Here is a 15,413-nt window from a genome sequence, read left to right on the forward strand (position 1 = left end):
TCCTGAAACCAACTCTCCATATGGGGCTCATGTTGCGTCGCACAATACCTTTATTGCAATGCAGCATCGCCGATCGCATGTCGGTCCGGCCAAGGCAAAAGCTTGGCCGTTCTTGAGGGAGATCAATGCTGGGAGGATCGGCTCCGGCTAGAGGGGATCTGTCCTAACCCTGGGATAGGACGCCCTAGCGAGGATCCAGACGATGCAGGCCTGCGCAAGACCCGTCGATCGATTTAACTCTGCTCATGAAGGGGTCCAGCACCCGGTTCATTCCGCAGCCAGGAGTTCATCGGAAGAGCACCTGCGCGACTTGGGAAAGAGACTGTCCGATCACCCGGGCAGCGTCGACGATTTCGTGCGGGAATATCGGCTGGCGCCCGCCTCGGCAGCATTCGTGGTAGGCGTCGCCCTCGGACGGCTGATGGCGAGAGCCTGAAACCACGACAGACGGTATCCCATCCGGGGGGTGGAGAAGTCCGACGCGTGTCTCCTTGCCGCGGCTCTCCTGCAACAGGCCGGGACATGGGATGCCCCGGCCTCTTCCGGTCATCAGGGGCGCTTGTCCGACGAGCGTTCCTTGGACTTCGCGCGCTTTCCGTCCTTGGGGCCCCGGCTGTCCTTCTGCTTCTTGTGCGCGGGAGGGCCGCCCTTGTCCTTGGGACCGTTGCCCTTCGGGCGGTCCCACGGCTTGCCGTCGCGTGCCTTCGTGTCGCGGAGTTTGCCTGGGCCGGCATCGGCCGGCTCGATGCGGATATCCTCGTCGTTCGTCTTGCGCACGGCGGACGCGAATTTCGGCGCGTGTGACTTGACGATCTCGAATTTGGTCTCGCGGTCGAAGATCTTGATCGAGCCGATCTCCTTCTTCGTCACATGGCCGAGGCGGCAGATGATCGGCAGCAGCCAGCGGGGATCGGCGTTGTTGCGCCGCCCGACACTCATGCGGAACCATACCATGTCCTCGGAGGAGCGCTCGAAGCCTCCTTCGGACGAATCCCGTCCTTTGTCCTTGAAGCCGCGCAGGCGTTCTTCCTGCCGCTCGCGCTTGTCCTTGCGCTGGCGGGGTTCGCGGTCCGGACCCGTATCGACGATCTCTTCCGGTGCGGGCAGACGCGCGCGATGGAAACGAACCAGAGCGTTCGCGATCTCCTCCGCCGACCGTTGAGCGAGCAGCGCCTGCGCCATGGCGAGATCGTCTTCCGTCACCTCTTCAGCGAAGATCGGATCCTGCATCAGCCGGTCCCGGTCCCGCAGGCGGATCTCGTCGGCCGAGGGCGGACCGGCCCAGGTCACGTCGACGCCCGCCATGTCCACGAGGCGCTCCGCCTTGCGGCGGCGGGTGTAGGGCACGAGCATGACGCAGACGCCCTTGCGGCCTGCACGGCCCGTGCGGCCGCTGCGGTGCAGAAGCGTCTCGTGATCGTTGGGCAGATCGAAATGGATCACGAGGCCGAGATCCGGAAGGTCGATCCCGCGCGCCGCCACGTCGGTGGCGACACAGACCCGGGCCCGCCCGTCGCGCAGGGACTGAAGGGCATTGCTGCGCTCGTTCTGGGTCAGTTCGCCGGAAATGGCAACGGCCGCGAAACCGCGCTCGATCAGGCTGGCGTGCAGATGCCGCACGGCCTCGCGGGTGTGGCAGAACACCATGGCGCCGCGGCTTTCGTAGAAGCGCAGCACGTTGACGACCGCGTGCTCCACCTCATTGGGTGCGATCCGGAGGGCGCGGTACTCGATGTCGCCGTGCGGTTCGTTCTCCACGAGGGTATCGACGCGATGGGCCTCGCGCTGATAGCGCCGGGCCAGGGCGATGATGTTCTTGGGCAACGTGGCGGAGAACAGAAGCGTGCGGCGCTCCTCCGGGGTCGCGTCCAGGATGAACTCCAGGTCCTCCCGGAAGCCGAGATCGAGCATCTCGTCAGCCTCGTCGAGCACGACGACGCGCATCTTCGAGGTGTCGAGGCGTCCACGCTCCAGGTGGTCGCGCAGGCGGCCCGGGGTGCCGACCACAATATGGCAGCCATCGGCGAGCGCGCGCTGCTCCCGGCGCACGTCCATGCCGCCGACGCAGGAGACAACCCGCGCGCCAGCCGGCCCGTAGAGCCAGATGAGCTCCCGGTTGACCTGGAGGGCGAGCTCGCGGGTCGGGGCGATTATCAGAGCCAGCGGCTCCCGCGGGGCCTCGAAACGCTCGCTGTCGCCGAGGAGGGTCGACGCCATGGCGAGGCCGTACGCCACCGTCTTGCCGGAGCCGGTCTGGGCCGACACGAGGAGGTCGCGATCGAGTGCGTCCGGCTGCAGGACGGCAGCCTGGACGGGAGTCGGATCGTTGTAGCCTTTGTCGACGAGGGCGCGCTCAAGGCTGGGATTCGTTTTGGGAAAAGGCATGTGAGTAAGGCTGAACCGTGTCTGGGGAGCCTGCGAGGGCTCCGATAAGGATGATCAGCCGGAGGCAGCGGCGTCGTCAATTTCGTCGATGGACACCAGGAACACGACATCGATATCGAGGTCGTCATCATAGTCTTCGTCGTCTTCGTCGACCTCGTCCTCTTCGTCCAGGGCTTCGTAGAAGGCATCGATCTCGTGTTCCGATGCGGGCCGTGTCGTCAAGGCAGCTGAGCCGTCCCAGAGGGAGCGGCCCTCGCTCTTAAACGACTTTAGGTCATCTTTAAAGCTCTCGCTGAGAAAGAGTTCGCGGGCTTGATCCTCGTCCGCATTCGTCACGGCAACCGCCTTGCCGTCTATCTCCAGGGTGACCATGGCTGTCCCTTCGCCTCGGGGTTCATCAAAGGATCAACGCCTAGGTCCGGGATTCGATCAAACCGACCCCACGCAACCCTTTTGCCCCTCCGGAAGGGTGTTAAAAGCCGTTAAGACCAGTATGGACAGCAGGCAACCAATATGAGACCAGTTAACCTGTGAACGCGACCAGCCTAATACCCCGTTTCCGGCCTCTGGACCGGCTGTCCCTCCCAGGGTCCCGTATCAACGAGGACGGGATCGGCTTGTCTGGCTCTTTGGCCTGGGTCATCGACGGCGCGACCGGCCTGTCCGACGAGCAGGTCACTCCTGGCGGCAGCGATGCCGCCTGGCTCGCCGGTCTCGTCGGCGACAGCCTGACGGGACTTGCCGGAGACGGGAACCCCGATGCGATCCTGCGGCACCTCGAATACGAGATCGATACGGCCTTCCGGGCGATCACGACCCATGTCCCGCCTGTCGACGATCACCATGCCCCGTCGGCCTGTCTCGGTTTGATCGAGGCCCGGACAGGGAGGGACGGGCAGGTCGCCATTCACGGCCGCTTCCTGGGCGACGTGATCGCCCTGATCCCGACCGAGCAGGGGATCGTCCGCTGGAGCGACGAGCGGGCAAAGCCGTTCGAGAGGAAGACGCTGGCCGCCCTCGGAGCCCGCGAGCACGCGCCTGGCTCCATTCCGGAGGTCGTGAGGCGCCAGATTCTCGAAAACCGCGGCAGGCTCAATCGCCCCGACGGCTACTGGGTGGTGAACCCATTGCGGCCCTGGGCCGGACAGGAACTGCGTTTCGACGCGCAGGTGGGATCGGGCGAGCCCATCGTGCTTGCAACCGATGGTTTCATGCGGCTCGTGGACGTGTTCGAGGCCTATTCGGACCGCACCCTTCATGCCGAGTTGGCCGCCGGCCGGGGCGCTGACCTGTTGCAGGAATTGCGCGACAGGGAGCGGAGCGACCTCATGGCAGGCCTTTATCCGCGTGTTAAAACCCATGACGACGCGACGTTTCTCGTCGTCGCAGCCGAGCCGTATGGCTGAAGAAATTCCGTGAGGCATGGCCGAGGTTCATGCCCTGCGGTGGGAGGACAAGGACTTCAACAATGAGGGAACCGACAATGAAGCTGACCCGACGCATTCTGATGGCTGCCGCCGCCGGCAGCATGCTTCTCTCCGGCACCGCCGCCATGGCCCAGACCGAGCTGACCTTCTGGAGCTGGCGCCAGGAGGATAAAGCCTTCTACCAGGACATCATCAAGAAGTTCCAGGCCAAGGAGCCGGGCATCACGGTGAAGTTCGAAACTTACGCGCCCGAGAACTATCAGACGATTCTCTCCACGGCGCTCGCCGCCGGCCGCGGCCCGGACGTGATCCAGGTTCGCGCCTACGGCAATCTCGAGACGATCGCGACCCCCGGCTACCTGCTCGCCCTTGATCAGCAGAACGTGCCGGAGCTGGCGAACTTCCCGGAGCCGGCGCTCGCGGCCGAGACCCTACGCTCGGACGGCAAGGTCTACGCTGTTCCCTTCGCCATGCAGGCCCAGCTCGTCGTCTACAACAAGAAGATCTTCAAGGATAACGGGCTGAACCCGCCGAAGACCTGGGACGAGATGATGGCGCTGGCCCAGGCGCTCAAGGCCAAGAACATCAACCCGTTCTCCAACGGCACGGCCACGGCCTGGCAAAATGAGACGATCGTGGGCGGTCTGCTCTCCTCCATGCTGGGCAAGGAGTTCGAGGCGGACATCGTGTCCGGCAAGGCGAACTTCACCGATCCGCGTTTCGTCAATGCGCTGGCCAAGCTGAAGGACATCAGCCAGTACTTCGCGCCGAACTTCATCGGCGTGGACTATCCGTCGTCGCAGCAGCTCTTCGTGGCCGGCCGCGCGGCCATGTTCGCCGGCGGCTCCTACGAGGTGGCGAACTTCAAGAATCAGAACCCCACGCTGGATCTCGGCGTGTTTCCCGCTCCGGTCCTGAAGGCGGGCGACCAGGCGCTGATCGCCACCTACTACGATGGCGGCTATGCGGTGAACGCCAAGACCGAGAAGAAGGACGCGGCACTCAAGTTCGTGCGCTTCCTGGCGACCCCGGAATACGGCACCGCCTTCACCAATGCGCTCAAGAACCTCTCGCCGATCAAGGGCATCAAGATCGAGGACCCGATCACACAGGACGTGGCGAAGCTCGCCGAGAACTCCATGTCGTACCTGATGCTCGTGCGGTTCCGCTATCAGGAGCCGAGCGGTTCGGTGCTGCTGCAGTCCAACGTTCAGAAGATGCTCGCCGGGCAGCAGACCCCTGAGCAGGCCGCTGCCGAGATCAACAAGGGCATCGCGACCTACTACAAGCCATTCCAGAAGTAAGACTTCGACGAAGGGGCGACGGGCTTCATCGCCTGTCGCCCATCCTGAGAGCTTTTGATTTCATGCACGTCTCGCGCCAGCAGCCCCGCACGCTGAAGCACCGATTATGGGTGGCGTTCCTCGTCGTCCCGCCCATCGTGTTCATGTCGCTGTTCGTGGTCTACCCGATCCTGTCGGCCTTCGCCTATGCCTTCTACGATTGGCAGGGCCTGGCGCGCGGCGAGTTCGTCGGCCTGAAGAATTTCAGGGAGGTGCTGTTCGGCGCCACCATGGCGCCCGTTGTCTGGAACGCCTTCCTGCACAACGTCTATGCGCTGATCGCCCTGATGATCATTCAGAACGGCGGCGGCTTCCTCCTGGCTTGGCTCCTCTACAAGGAGCCCTTCGGCTTTCGCTTCCACCGCATTGCGATCTTCGTCCCGGTGGTGCTCTCGACGATCATCGTCGGCTTCCTGTGGAAGCTCTTCCTGAATCCCAATTTCGGCATCATCAATCAGGCTCTTTACTCACTGGGTCTCGATTCATGGGCCAGGCCCTGGCTCGGCGATTCCTCCACGGCACTCGGGGCGCTGATCCTCGCCAATGCCTGGCACTTCGTCGGCTTCCCGGCGCTCGTCTATCTCGCCGGCATGCAGCGGATTCCCCCGGAGGTCATCGAGGCGGCCCGGCTCGACGGCACCAACGAGTGGCAGCTTCTGAAGACCATCGTGTGGCCGCTGGTGGCGCCGAGCACCACCATCCTGTTCACGCTGCTCTTCATCGGCGCGTTCAACTGGTTCGAGATCCCTTACGTGATGGCCGGGCTCGACGGATCGCCCTTCGGTTCGACCGACGTGCTCGGCCTGGTCTTCTATCGAACGGCCTTCGGCAACCAGAGCGCCAGCATCCAGAATTTCGGCATGGGGTCGGCGCTCGCCACGCTCCTGTTCCTCTTCATTGTCGTCTTCGCGTCCATGCTGACCCTGTGGCTGCGCCGTCGGGAGATCCAGTTTTGACCGCCGTCACGTCCGATACGCCGGCAACCCGCCAGGCGGTTCCCTTCGTCCTGCTCGCTCAGGTCATCCTGATCGCGAACTCGTTCATCATGCTCTATCCCGTCGTCGTGATGGTGCTCTCCGGCTTCAAGACCACGGGCGAGATCTTCGAGCATCCCTTCGCCCTGCCGGACTTCACGCAGGTCGGGAACTTCGCCAAGGTGCTCGGCGAAACCGCGATGCCGGTCTATTTCGTCAACTCGGTCCTCGTGACCGGCACCTCGATCCTCCTGATCCTGGTGCTCGGCACCATGGCGGGCTATGCGGTGGCGCGCTACGAGTCGCGCACCAACACCTTCATCCTGCTGTTCTTCCTGGCCGGGCTGATGCTGCCCTTGAAGCTTGCCGTCATCCCGCTCTTCATCCTGCTGCGGGATCTCGGGCTTCTCGACAGCCGTTGGAGCCTGATCGTCACCTACACGGCCATCGGCCTGCCGTCGACCGTGTTCATCATGGCGGGATTCCTGCGCACCCTGCCGGCGGAGCTTGAGGATGCGGCGCGCATCGACGGCGCCTCGGAGCCGCGCATCATGTGGTCGGTCATGCTGCCGCTGGCGCGTCCGCCCATGGCGATCGCCGCCATCCAGAATGCGGTGCCGATCTGGAACGACTTCTTCTTTCCGCTCGTCTTCATCCAGACGGATGCGCGCAAGACCCTGCCGCAGGGACTGACCACCTTCATGGGCGAATACACCACCGACTGGGGCATGCTGTTCGCCGGTCTCACGATCGCGGCGGCGCCCATTACGCTTCTCTACATCGCCCTGTCGCGCCAGTTCATCCAGGGCATGACGGCCGGCGCCGTGAAGTAGGAGCAGGACATGCTGATCCCGCAAGGCGCCCTCGTCGTCTCCTGCCAGGCCCGTGCCGACAACCCGCTGCACGGGCCGGTCTACATGTCCGCCATGGCGCAGGCGGCGGAGGCGGGCGGCGCCAGGGGCATCCGCGCCAACGGCGTGGGGGATATCGCGGCGATCCGCGCGGTGACCAAGCTTCCGATCATCGGGATCGCCAAGGTGTGGGACGACCGCTTCCCGGTCTACATCACGCCGGGCATCGAGCAGGCGGCGCAGATCGCGAAGGCCGGGGCCGACATCATCGGCCTCGACGCCACACCGCGTCCGCGCGACGGCGAGCCGGTGGCGCGCCTGATCGGTCGCATTCGTGCGGAACTGGACCGGGAGGTCTTCGCCGATATCGCCACGCCGGACGAAGGGCGGGCGGCCCATGCCGCCGGCGCCACCTATGTCGCGACGACGCTTTCCGGCTACACGGAGGAGACGGCTTCCCGCAGGTCAGATGGGCCGGATCTGGAGCTTCTGTCGGCTCTCGTGGCCGAGCTCCCGGTTCCTGTCGTGGCCGAAGGTCGCTTCGATACGCCGGATCTCGTTGCGGAAGCTTTCAGGCGAGGGGCTCATGCGGTGGTGGTCGGCACCGCGATCACCAACCCGCGCGAGATCACGCGGAGATTTGTCCGGGCCATCGGGTCCTAGGGACCGCCACGGTCGGAAAAGATAGCTTGTAACGCAAACGTGAGAGCCCCTCTGGCATTCCCGGGTGTACCCATTCACAATGGGTTCCCAACGAGGTGATGCCGTGCTGATCCGCCGCCCTGCCGATATCCTTCCCTCCGAGATCACCCCTCGTGAGGTCTATCTCAACCGCCGCCAATGGATGGCCGGCGCCGCCGGTCTGGCCTTGTCGGCGGCCCTGCCGCTGGGCCTGGAGGCCGCGCCCCTGTCGGCCGCCAAGAGCCCGTTCTCCACGGACGAGAAGAAGACCAGCCGCGAGGATGTCACGAGCTACAACAACTACTACGAGTTCGGCACCGGCAAGGAGGATCCCGCGGCGAATGCCGGGAGCCTCAAAACCTCGCCCTGGACCGTCAAGGTCGACGGCATGGTGGGCAAGAAGGCCGAGTTTGCCGTCGAGGATCTCATCAAGTCGTCCGCCCTCGAGGAGCGCGTCTACCGCATGCGCTGCGTCGAAGGCTGGTCCATGGTCATCCCCTGGGTCGGGTTCCCACTGGCGGACCTGATCAAGCGGGTGGAGCCCTTGGGCAGCGCGAAATACGTCGCCTTCGAGACTGCCTATCGGCCGGAGGAGATGTCCGGGGTCCAGTCGATGTTCCCGGTGCTCGACTGGCCCTATGTGGAGGGACTGCGCCTCGATGAGGCCATGAACCCCCTGGCCATCCTGGCCGTGGGACTCTACGGCGAGACCCTGCCGAACCAGAACGGCGCACCGATCCGGCTCGTCGTTCCATGGAAGTACGGGTTCAAGGGCATCAAGTCGATCACCCGGATCAGCTTCGTCGAGAAGCAGCCGGAGACGTCCTGGAACCGGCAGGCTCCAAGCGAATACGGCTTCTATGCCAACGTGAACCCGAGCGTCGACCACCCGCGCTGGAGCCAGGCGACCGAGCGGCGCATCGGGGAGGGCGGCCTTTTCGTGAAACGCCGTCCGACGCTCATGTTCAACGGCTATGCCGACCAGGTGGCAAGCCTCTATACCGGCATGGACCTGCGGAAATTCTACTGATGGCAGGACGAGCCTCCGTTCAGGGCGAGAAGAAAGCCTTCGCTCTGCCCCAGGTGCCGAAGATCGCCGTGTATCTCGTCGGCTTCATTCCGGCCGTGTGGCTGTTCTATGCCGGCGTCACGGACCAACTCGGGGCCGATCCGATGCGGTACCTGGAGCAGGGCCTCGGCCTCTGGGCGCTGCGCTTCCTGATCGCCACCCTGGCGATCACGCCCCTGCGCCAGCTGTTCAATGTCAACCTGCTGCGCTATCGCCGGGCGGTCGGGCTGCTCGCCTTCTATTATGCCGCTCTGCACCTTCTCACCTACCTGGTGCTCGATCAGGGGCTCGATCTCCCGGCCATCGTGGCCGACATCGTGAAGCGGCCCTACATCACCATCGGCATGGCGACTTTCGTGATCCTCGTGCCTCTGGCCGTCACCTCCAACAATGCCGCAATCCGGCGCATGGGCGGGCAGGCCTGGGCGAAGCTGCATCGCCTCGTCTACGCGGCGGCCATCGGGGCGGCGCTTCATTTCCTTCTCGTGGTCAAGTCCTGGCCGCCCGAGCCGATCATCTATGCGGCCATCGTTGCCGTGCTGCTCGGCTACCGGCTGATCCGGTCCAGCGTGAAGAAGCCATCCGCGCGGCGCCGACCGGCTTGATGGCCGGTCGAGGATCGGTAGGATGCCTGCATCAGGCAGGACACCGCCAGCCGGGAGAGACGAGATGCGTTCGGCACCACATTCGATCGGGAGGCTTGCGAAGGCGGGCCTCTTCGGTCTTCTCGCCATGTGCGTGCTGGCTGGCGGAGCCATGGCGCAGACCCGGGATGTGGTGGTTTTCGCAGCGGCCAGCCTGAAGAACGCCCTCGATGACGCCAGCGCCTCGTGGACACGGGAGACTGGCAAGCGGATCACGGTCTCCTATGCCGCCAGCAACGTCCTGGCCAAGCAGATCGAGGCCGGCGCCCCTGCGGATCTCTTTGCCTCGGCCGACCTCGACTGGATGGAATACGCAGCCTCCCGGGGGCTGATCAAGCCCGAGAGCCGGGTCAACCTGCTCGGTAACACCCTAGTCCTCGTTGCGCCCAAGGGCTCGCCGACACAAGTCCCACTGCGGCCCGGGATCGATCTCGCGTCCATCCTCGGAGGCGACCGCCTGGCCATGGGGCATGTGGATGCGGTACCGGCCGGCAAATACGGCAAGGCGGCGCTTGAGTATCTCGGGGCCTGGTCGGGCGTGAAGGACAAGGTCGCGCAAGCCGACAACGTGCGGGCCGCTCTTCTTCTCGTATCCCGCGGCGAGGCGCCCCTTGGGATTGTCTACAAGACCGATGCCGTTGCCGATCCCAACGTGAGCATCGTCGCCACATTCCCGCAGGAGAGCCATCCGCCGATCGTCTACCCGGTGGCGCTCACGAAGGAATCCACAAATCCCGACGCCGCGGCGTTCCTGGCTTTCCTGCGCACGGACAAGGCGAAGCCTTTCTTCGACAGGCAGGGCTTCACGTTCGTCGGCAAGGCGGCCTCCGGTTCGTGACCGACTGGCTTTCTCCGGAAGAATGGACCGCCGTCCGTCTCAGCCTGAAGGTTGCCTTCGTGGCGATGACGGCGAGCCTCGTCCCGGGGATCGCAATCGCGTTGCTTCTCGAACGCGGGCGTTTCTGGGGGCGGCAGGCCCTGGATGTGATCGTTCACCTGCCGCTCGTGTTGCCGCCGGTCGTCGTCGGCTGGTTCCTGCTCGTCGGCTTCGGGCGGCGCGGTCCCATCGGGGCGTTTCTCGCCGAGCAGTTCGGCATCGTCCTGTCCTTCCGCTGGACGGGGGCGGCGCTCGCCTGTGCGGTCATGGGCTTCCCGCTGCTGGTGCGGGCGATCCGTCTGTCCATCGCGTCGGTCGACCGCAAGCTGGAAGACGCGGCAGGCACCTTGGGGGCGCACCCCGCATGGGTGTTCGCGGTCGTGACGCTGCCGCTGATCCTGCCGGGGATCATTGCCGGCATGGTGCTGTCCTTCGCGAAGGCGATGGGCGAGTTCGGCGCGACGATCACCTTCGTGTCCAACATTCCGGGCGAGACGCAGACCATCCCGACGGCCATCTTTGCCTACACGCAGGTGCCGGGAGGCGAGAGCGGCGCGATGCGGCTGACCCTCGTGTCCATCGCCATTTCGATGGCGGCGCTCTGGTGCTCCGAATGGCTGGCGCGACGGGTCGGGCGGCGGGCTCACGCGTCATGATCCTCGACGTCGACATCCGGCATGAGCAGGGTGAATTCGTCCTGGACGCACGCTTCCGATCGGACGGGAAGCTCACCGCGCTGTTCGGGCCGTCCGGATCCGGCAAGACGACGATCGTGAATGCGATCGGCGGTCTCGTTCGGCCGGATCAGGGGCGGGTCACCGTGCAGGGACAGGTGCTCGTCGACACGGCGAAGAACATCTTCGTGCCCAAGCATCGGCGCCGGATCGGATATGTCTTCCAGGAGGGGCGCCTCTTCCCACATCTCACCGTGCGGCAGAACCTTCTCTTCGGGCGCTGGTTCACACCGAGACAGCAGCGCAGGACGAGCTTCGACGGAGTCGTCGACCTCTTGGGCATCGGTCATCTGCTCGGACGGCGGCCGTCCACGTTGTCAGGCGGCGAGAAGCAGCGCACCGCCATCGGACGGGCGCTTCTGGCGGATCCGCGCCTGCTGCTCATGGATGAACCGCTGGCCTCCCTCGATGAGGCGCGCAAGGCCGAAATCTACCCGTACATCGAGCGCCTGCGCGACGAGGCCGGCGTTCCGATCGTTCTCGTCAGTCATTCCGTGGCCGAGATTGCGAGGCTCGCCACCTCCGTGGTCGTCCTCGCCGAGGGGCGAGTGACGGCATCAGGCCCTGCCTCGGAGATCCTCCGGCATTCCCATCTCTTCGTGCCCATGGGACTTGCCGAAGCGGGCGCGCTGATCGACGCTCGGGTGCTGCGGCACGATGATCCGTTTGCTCTGACGGTCCTGCAGGCCAGAGCCGGAACCTTAACGGTGCCGCGCCTGAACCATCCTGTCGGAACGGCCCTGCGCGTGCGTCTGCGTGCCCGTGACATCATGCTCTCTCTGCACAAGCCGGCGGGGATGAGCGCCCTGAATGTCCTGCCCGGACGGATTTCCTCGATCGAGGATTCCGAGGAGGCGAGCGTGGATGTACAGCTCGATTGCGGCGGCGACGGCCTCGTGGCGCGCGTGACCCGCAAATCGGTCGCGGAGCTTGGCCTGAGGCCAGGCATGCTCGTCCATGCCATCATCAAGAGCATCGCCTTCGATCCGGAGGTCCTTGGCGCGGTCAACCCGTCCCGTCCGTGAGATTTTCGCCCATCGAGGTTGCACCGGCGTCTGAGCCGTGTAGCCTCTCCGGCCACCATTTCTGCTTCGGGAGCCCGAGATCATGAACGAACAATTCCGGAATCCGACCGATGCCGCATCCCACGCCAAGCTTCTCGATCGCCTGGGGGAAGTCGCCGTCCGGGTGGGATTGGGGCTGAAGCCGGGCCAGGAACTGGTCGTGACCGCTCCTCTCGATGCCGTCGCCCTGGTGCGGCGCATCACGGAGCACGCCTACAAGGCCGGTGCCTCCCTGGTGACCACGATCTTCTCCGACGAGGAGAGCGCGCTCCTGCGCTTCCGGAATGGCCGGGACGAGAGCTTCGACACGGCTCCGGCCTGGCTCTATGAGGGCATGGCGGCCGCCTACAGGAACGGCGCCGCCCGTCTGGCCATCGTCGGTGAGGATCCGTCCTTGCTCGCCAAGGAGGATCCGGAAAAGGTCTCGCGCGCCAACCGGGCGCGCTCCAAGGCCTATATGCCCGCCCTCAACATGATCGCCGGGTTCGACATCAACTGGACCATCGTGTCGGCCGCGACACCGGCCTGGGCCAGGACGGTGTTCCCGGACGACCCGGAAGAGGTGGCCGTGGCCAAGCTCTGGCAGGCGATCTTCTCGGCCTCCCGCGTCGACACGCCGGACCCCATCGCCGCGTGGGAAACCCACAACGCAGCCCTCCAGGCGCGCACCCGGACACTGAACGAGAAGAATTATGCGGCGCTTCACTTCCGCGGCCCCGGCACGGATCTCCGCGTGGGCCTCGCGGACGGGCATGAGTGGAACGGCGGATCGACCAGGGCGAAGAACGGCGTCGTGTGCAACGCCAACATTCCGACCGAAGAAGTCTTCACCACACCGCACAAGGACCGGGTCGAGGGCGTCGTGAGCAGCACCAAGCCGCTGTCCTACAACGGCACCCTCATTCAGGACATCCAGGTCCGGTTCGAGGCCGGTCGCATCGTCGAGAGCAAGGCGCGCACCGGCGAGGCCGTGCTGAACAAGGTCCTCGACACGGACGAGGGTGCGCGCCGCCTCGGGGAAGTGGCGCTGGTGCCTTACTCGTCGCCGATTTCTCAGAGCGGCCTTCTCTTCTTCAACACCCTGTTCGACGAGAATGCCTCCAGCCACATCGCTCTTGGTCAGGCCTATAGCAAATGCATCCGCAACGGCGGAACGATGAGCGAGGAGGAGCTTGCCTCTCACGGCTCCAACAAAAGTCTGATCCACATCGACTGGATGATCGGCTCCGACCAGGTCGACGTGGACGGCGTTACGCAGGACGGGCGGGCCGAGCCTCTCATGCGCGGCGGCGAATGGGTAACGTCGTAACAAGAGTGCTGGCGTTTTCGCGTGGGTCGGATCTATGATCCCGACGATGGCCTGATCTGCCGCAAACAGTGCTTGACGGAGTGGTTCGGTAGCTGTGATGGATGACAGGTATCATAGAGGTACTGGCCCGGCTTTCCGCTGGGTCAGGACCGGCTCACGAGCGTGGATGGATGTCGGACACTGCCAATCGTAGGTCTCAGGACCAAGCTCTCCTGTCGGTTCGCTCCCTGTCGGTGGAGTTCGGTACGGGGAGCGGAGCCTTCAAAGCCGTCAGGGACGTCAGCTTCGATGTGCAGCCCGGCAGGACCCTGGCGGTCGTCGGCGAGTCGGGATCGGGAAAATCCGTCACCTCCCTGGCGATCATGCGCCTGACCGACTACACGGGCGGGCGCATCACCGGAGGGCAGGTGCTGTTCCGCCCCGACAGGGGCGAGGCGATCGATCTCGTCAAAGCCTCCGACGGCAGGCTCCGTGAGATCCGCGGCAACGACATCGCGATGATCTTCCAGGAGCCGATGACGTCCCTCAACCCCGTCTTCACCATCGGCAATCAGATCTCCGAGACTCTCGTCCTGCATCAGGGCCTGAACGGGCGTGACGCCCGGCTGCGGGCCAAGGAGCTGCTGCAGAAGGTGCGCCTGCCGGACGCGGACAAGCTGCTCGACCGCTATCCGCATCAGCTCTCGGGCGGCATGCGCCAGCGCGTCATGATCGCCATGGCGCTCGCCTGCAATCCGAAGCTCCTGATTGCCGACGAGCCGACGACCGCCCTCGACGTGACGATCCAGGCTCAGATCCTCAATATCATCCGCGACCTGCAGCAGGAGATGGGCACCGCCGTCATCTTCATCACCCACGACATGGGCGTGGTGGCCGAGATGGCCGACGACGTGGTGGTCATGTGGAAGGGCGAGAAGGTGGAGCAGGCGCCGGTGCGCGACGTCTTCGCCGCACCCCAGCATCCCTATACCAGGGCTCTGCTCTCCGCCGTGCCGCGCCTCGGGAGCCTGACCGGGCAGCCCCTGCCCAAACGCACCCCCGTGATGGTGATGGACGGCGGCGTCGCCAAGGCCGTCGGCGAAACGCACGAGCAGAACACGGCCGATTACACGAAGCCGATCCTGCAGGTGGACAAGCTCACCACGCGCTTCGACGTGGGCAAGACCTTCTTTGGACGCGTGACCCACCGCGTCCATGCGGTGGAAGAGGTTAGCTTCGACATCTATCCCGGAGAGACCCTGGCCCTGGTGGGCGAATCCGGCAGCGGCAAGTCCACCATCGGGCGCACCCTGCAGCAGCTCGTCGAGCCGACCGGCGGGACCGTGCGCTTCGACGGGCGCGACATGGCGGCCATGAGCCAGGGCGAGCGGCGGCGCCTGCGCCAGGAGATCCAGTACATCTTCCAGGATCCCTTCGCCTCCCTCGACCCGCGCCATACCGTCGGCTACAGCATCGCCGAGCCGATCATCGTCCATGGCCTGATCAACGACAGGAAAGAGCGTGAGCGGCGCGTGCACGAGCTGCTGGAGCAGGTCGGTCTGCAGCCGCAGCATGCCAAGCGCTACCCGCATGAATTCTCCGGCGGCCAGCGTCAGCGCGTCTGCATCGCGCGCGCCCTCGCGAGCAATCCGAAGCTCGTGATCGCCGACGAATCCGTGTCCGCCCTCGACGTGTCGATCCAGGCGCAGATCGTCAATCTGCTCATGGAGCTGCAGGAGAGAAAGCGGCTGTCCTACCTTTTCATCACCCACGACATGGCCGTTGTGGAGAAGATCAGCCACCGCGTCGCGGTGATGTATCTCGGGCAGATCGTCGAGCTTGGATCGCGCCAGGCGATCTTCGAGAACCCGCAGCATTCCTATACCCGAAAGCTGCTCTCGGCAGTGCCCATCGCCGATCCGCAGCGCGAGCGCGCCAAGACTCGGATCGAGGGAGAAATCCCCAGCCCCGTTCGTGCCGTCGGGCAGGAGCCCGCCATTCACCGCATGCGCGAAGTCGAACCCGGACATTGGGTCGCGATCGAATCCGATCCGCTCCGCGGGGCCGCGTGAGAGA

15 protein-coding genes are annotated in these 15,413 nt (G+C 64.9%); 13 read left to right on the plus strand and 2 right to left on the minus strand.

Annotation, left to right across the window (positions count from 1 at the left end; translation table 11 throughout):
- The first annotated feature begins 310 nt into the window (after positions 1–310).
- The gene (locus HPT29_RS07205; protein ID WP_259060508.1) at positions 311–436 is read left to right on the plus strand and encodes a hypothetical protein; all 126 of its coding nucleotides are present in this window, start codon (positions 311–313) and stop codon (positions 434–436) included.
- 113 nt (positions 437–549) lie between these two features.
- Here HPT29_RS07205 and HPT29_RS07210 read toward each other — a convergent pair whose 3' ends face one another.
- Both HPT29_RS07210 and HPT29_RS07215 read right to left on the minus strand, forming a co-directional pair.
- Positions 550–2,385, minus strand: coding sequence for a DEAD/DEAH box helicase (locus HPT29_RS07210; RefSeq protein WP_173947836.1), 1,836 nt, complete (start codon positions 2,383–2,385; stop codon positions 550–552).
- A 54-nt stretch (positions 2,386–2,439) separates the two neighbouring features.
- Positions 2,440–2,757, minus strand: a complete 318-nt coding sequence (locus HPT29_RS07215; protein ID WP_173947837.1) for a hypothetical protein — start codon at positions 2,755–2,757, stop codon at positions 2,440–2,442.
- 245 nt (positions 2,758–3,002) lie between these two features.
- Here HPT29_RS07215 and HPT29_RS07220 point away from each other — a divergent pair, with 245 nt between their 5' ends.
- The 12 genes from HPT29_RS07220 (at position 3,003) to HPT29_RS07275 (ending at position 15,409) form a co-directional block, all read left to right on the plus strand.
- Positions 3,003–3,791 (plus strand): hypothetical protein, encoded by a 789-nt coding sequence (locus HPT29_RS07220; RefSeq protein ID WP_173947838.1) that lies wholly within the window; start codon positions 3,003–3,005, stop codon positions 3,789–3,791.
- Between the two features lie 77 nt (positions 3,792–3,868).
- The gene (locus HPT29_RS07225) at positions 3,869–5,116 is read left to right on the plus strand and encodes an extracellular solute-binding protein (protein WP_173947839.1); all 1,248 of its coding nucleotides are present in this window, start codon (positions 3,869–3,871) and stop codon (positions 5,114–5,116) included.
- Positions 5,117–5,178: 62 nt separating this feature from the next.
- Complete coding sequence (locus HPT29_RS07230) at positions 5,179–6,111, plus strand: carbohydrate ABC transporter permease (RefSeq protein ID WP_173947840.1); 933 nt, start codon at positions 5,179–5,181, stop codon at positions 6,109–6,111.
- Positions 6,108–6,962, plus strand: coding sequence for a carbohydrate ABC transporter permease (locus HPT29_RS07235; protein ID WP_173947841.1), 855 nt, complete (start codon positions 6,108–6,110; stop codon positions 6,960–6,962). Before HPT29_RS07230 ends, HPT29_RS07235 begins: the two co-directional genes overlap by 4 nt.
- Before the next feature lie 9 nt (positions 6,963–6,971).
- Complete coding sequence (locus HPT29_RS07240; protein ID WP_173947842.1) at positions 6,972–7,643, plus strand: N-acetylmannosamine-6-phosphate 2-epimerase; 672 nt, start codon at positions 6,972–6,974, stop codon at positions 7,641–7,643.
- 79 nt (positions 7,644–7,722) lie between these two features.
- Entirely contained in the window at positions 7,723–8,691 is a 969-nt protein-coding gene (gene msrP / locus HPT29_RS07245) for a protein-methionine-sulfoxide reductase catalytic subunit MsrP (protein WP_210272137.1), read from the plus strand.
- On the plus strand, positions 8,691–9,335 hold the full coding sequence (msrQ, locus tag HPT29_RS07250; protein ID WP_173947844.1) for a protein-methionine-sulfoxide reductase heme-binding subunit MsrQ: 645 nt from the start codon (positions 8,691–8,693) through the stop codon (positions 9,333–9,335). The genes msrP and msrQ overlap by 1 nt, the downstream gene beginning before the upstream one ends.
- Before the next feature lie 64 nt (positions 9,336–9,399).
- Positions 9,400–10,212, plus strand: coding sequence for a molybdate ABC transporter substrate-binding protein (gene modA, locus HPT29_RS07255; protein ID WP_432807278.1), 813 nt, complete (start codon positions 9,400–9,402; stop codon positions 10,210–10,212).
- Positions 10,209–10,907, plus strand: a complete 699-nt coding sequence (gene modB / locus HPT29_RS07260) for a molybdate ABC transporter permease subunit (protein ID WP_173947845.1) — start codon at positions 10,209–10,211, stop codon at positions 10,905–10,907. Before modA ends, modB begins: the two co-directional genes overlap by 4 nt.
- Positions 10,904–12,010: a molybdenum ABC transporter ATP-binding protein gene (gene modC, locus HPT29_RS07265; RefSeq protein ID WP_173947861.1), complete on the plus strand. Its 1,107-nt coding sequence runs from the start codon at positions 10,904–10,906 to the stop codon at positions 12,008–12,010. The genes modB and modC overlap by 4 nt, the downstream gene beginning before the upstream one ends.
- Positions 12,011–12,092: 82 nt before the next feature.
- A complete protein-coding gene (locus HPT29_RS07270) occupies positions 12,093–13,358 on the plus strand; it encodes an aminopeptidase (RefSeq protein WP_173947846.1) in 1,266 nt (421 codons plus the stop codon).
- A 170-nt stretch (positions 13,359–13,528) separates the two neighbouring features.
- Complete coding sequence (locus tag HPT29_RS07275; RefSeq protein ID WP_173947847.1) at positions 13,529–15,409, plus strand: ABC transporter ATP-binding protein; 1,881 nt, start codon at positions 13,529–13,531, stop codon at positions 15,407–15,409.
- The last annotated feature ends 4 nt before the right edge of the window (positions 15,410–15,413 follow it).

Origin of the sequence: Microvirga terrae, assembly GCF_013307435.2 — a bacterium.
Classification (GTDB): Bacteria; Pseudomonadota; Alphaproteobacteria; order Rhizobiales; family Beijerinckiaceae; genus Microvirga; species Microvirga terrae.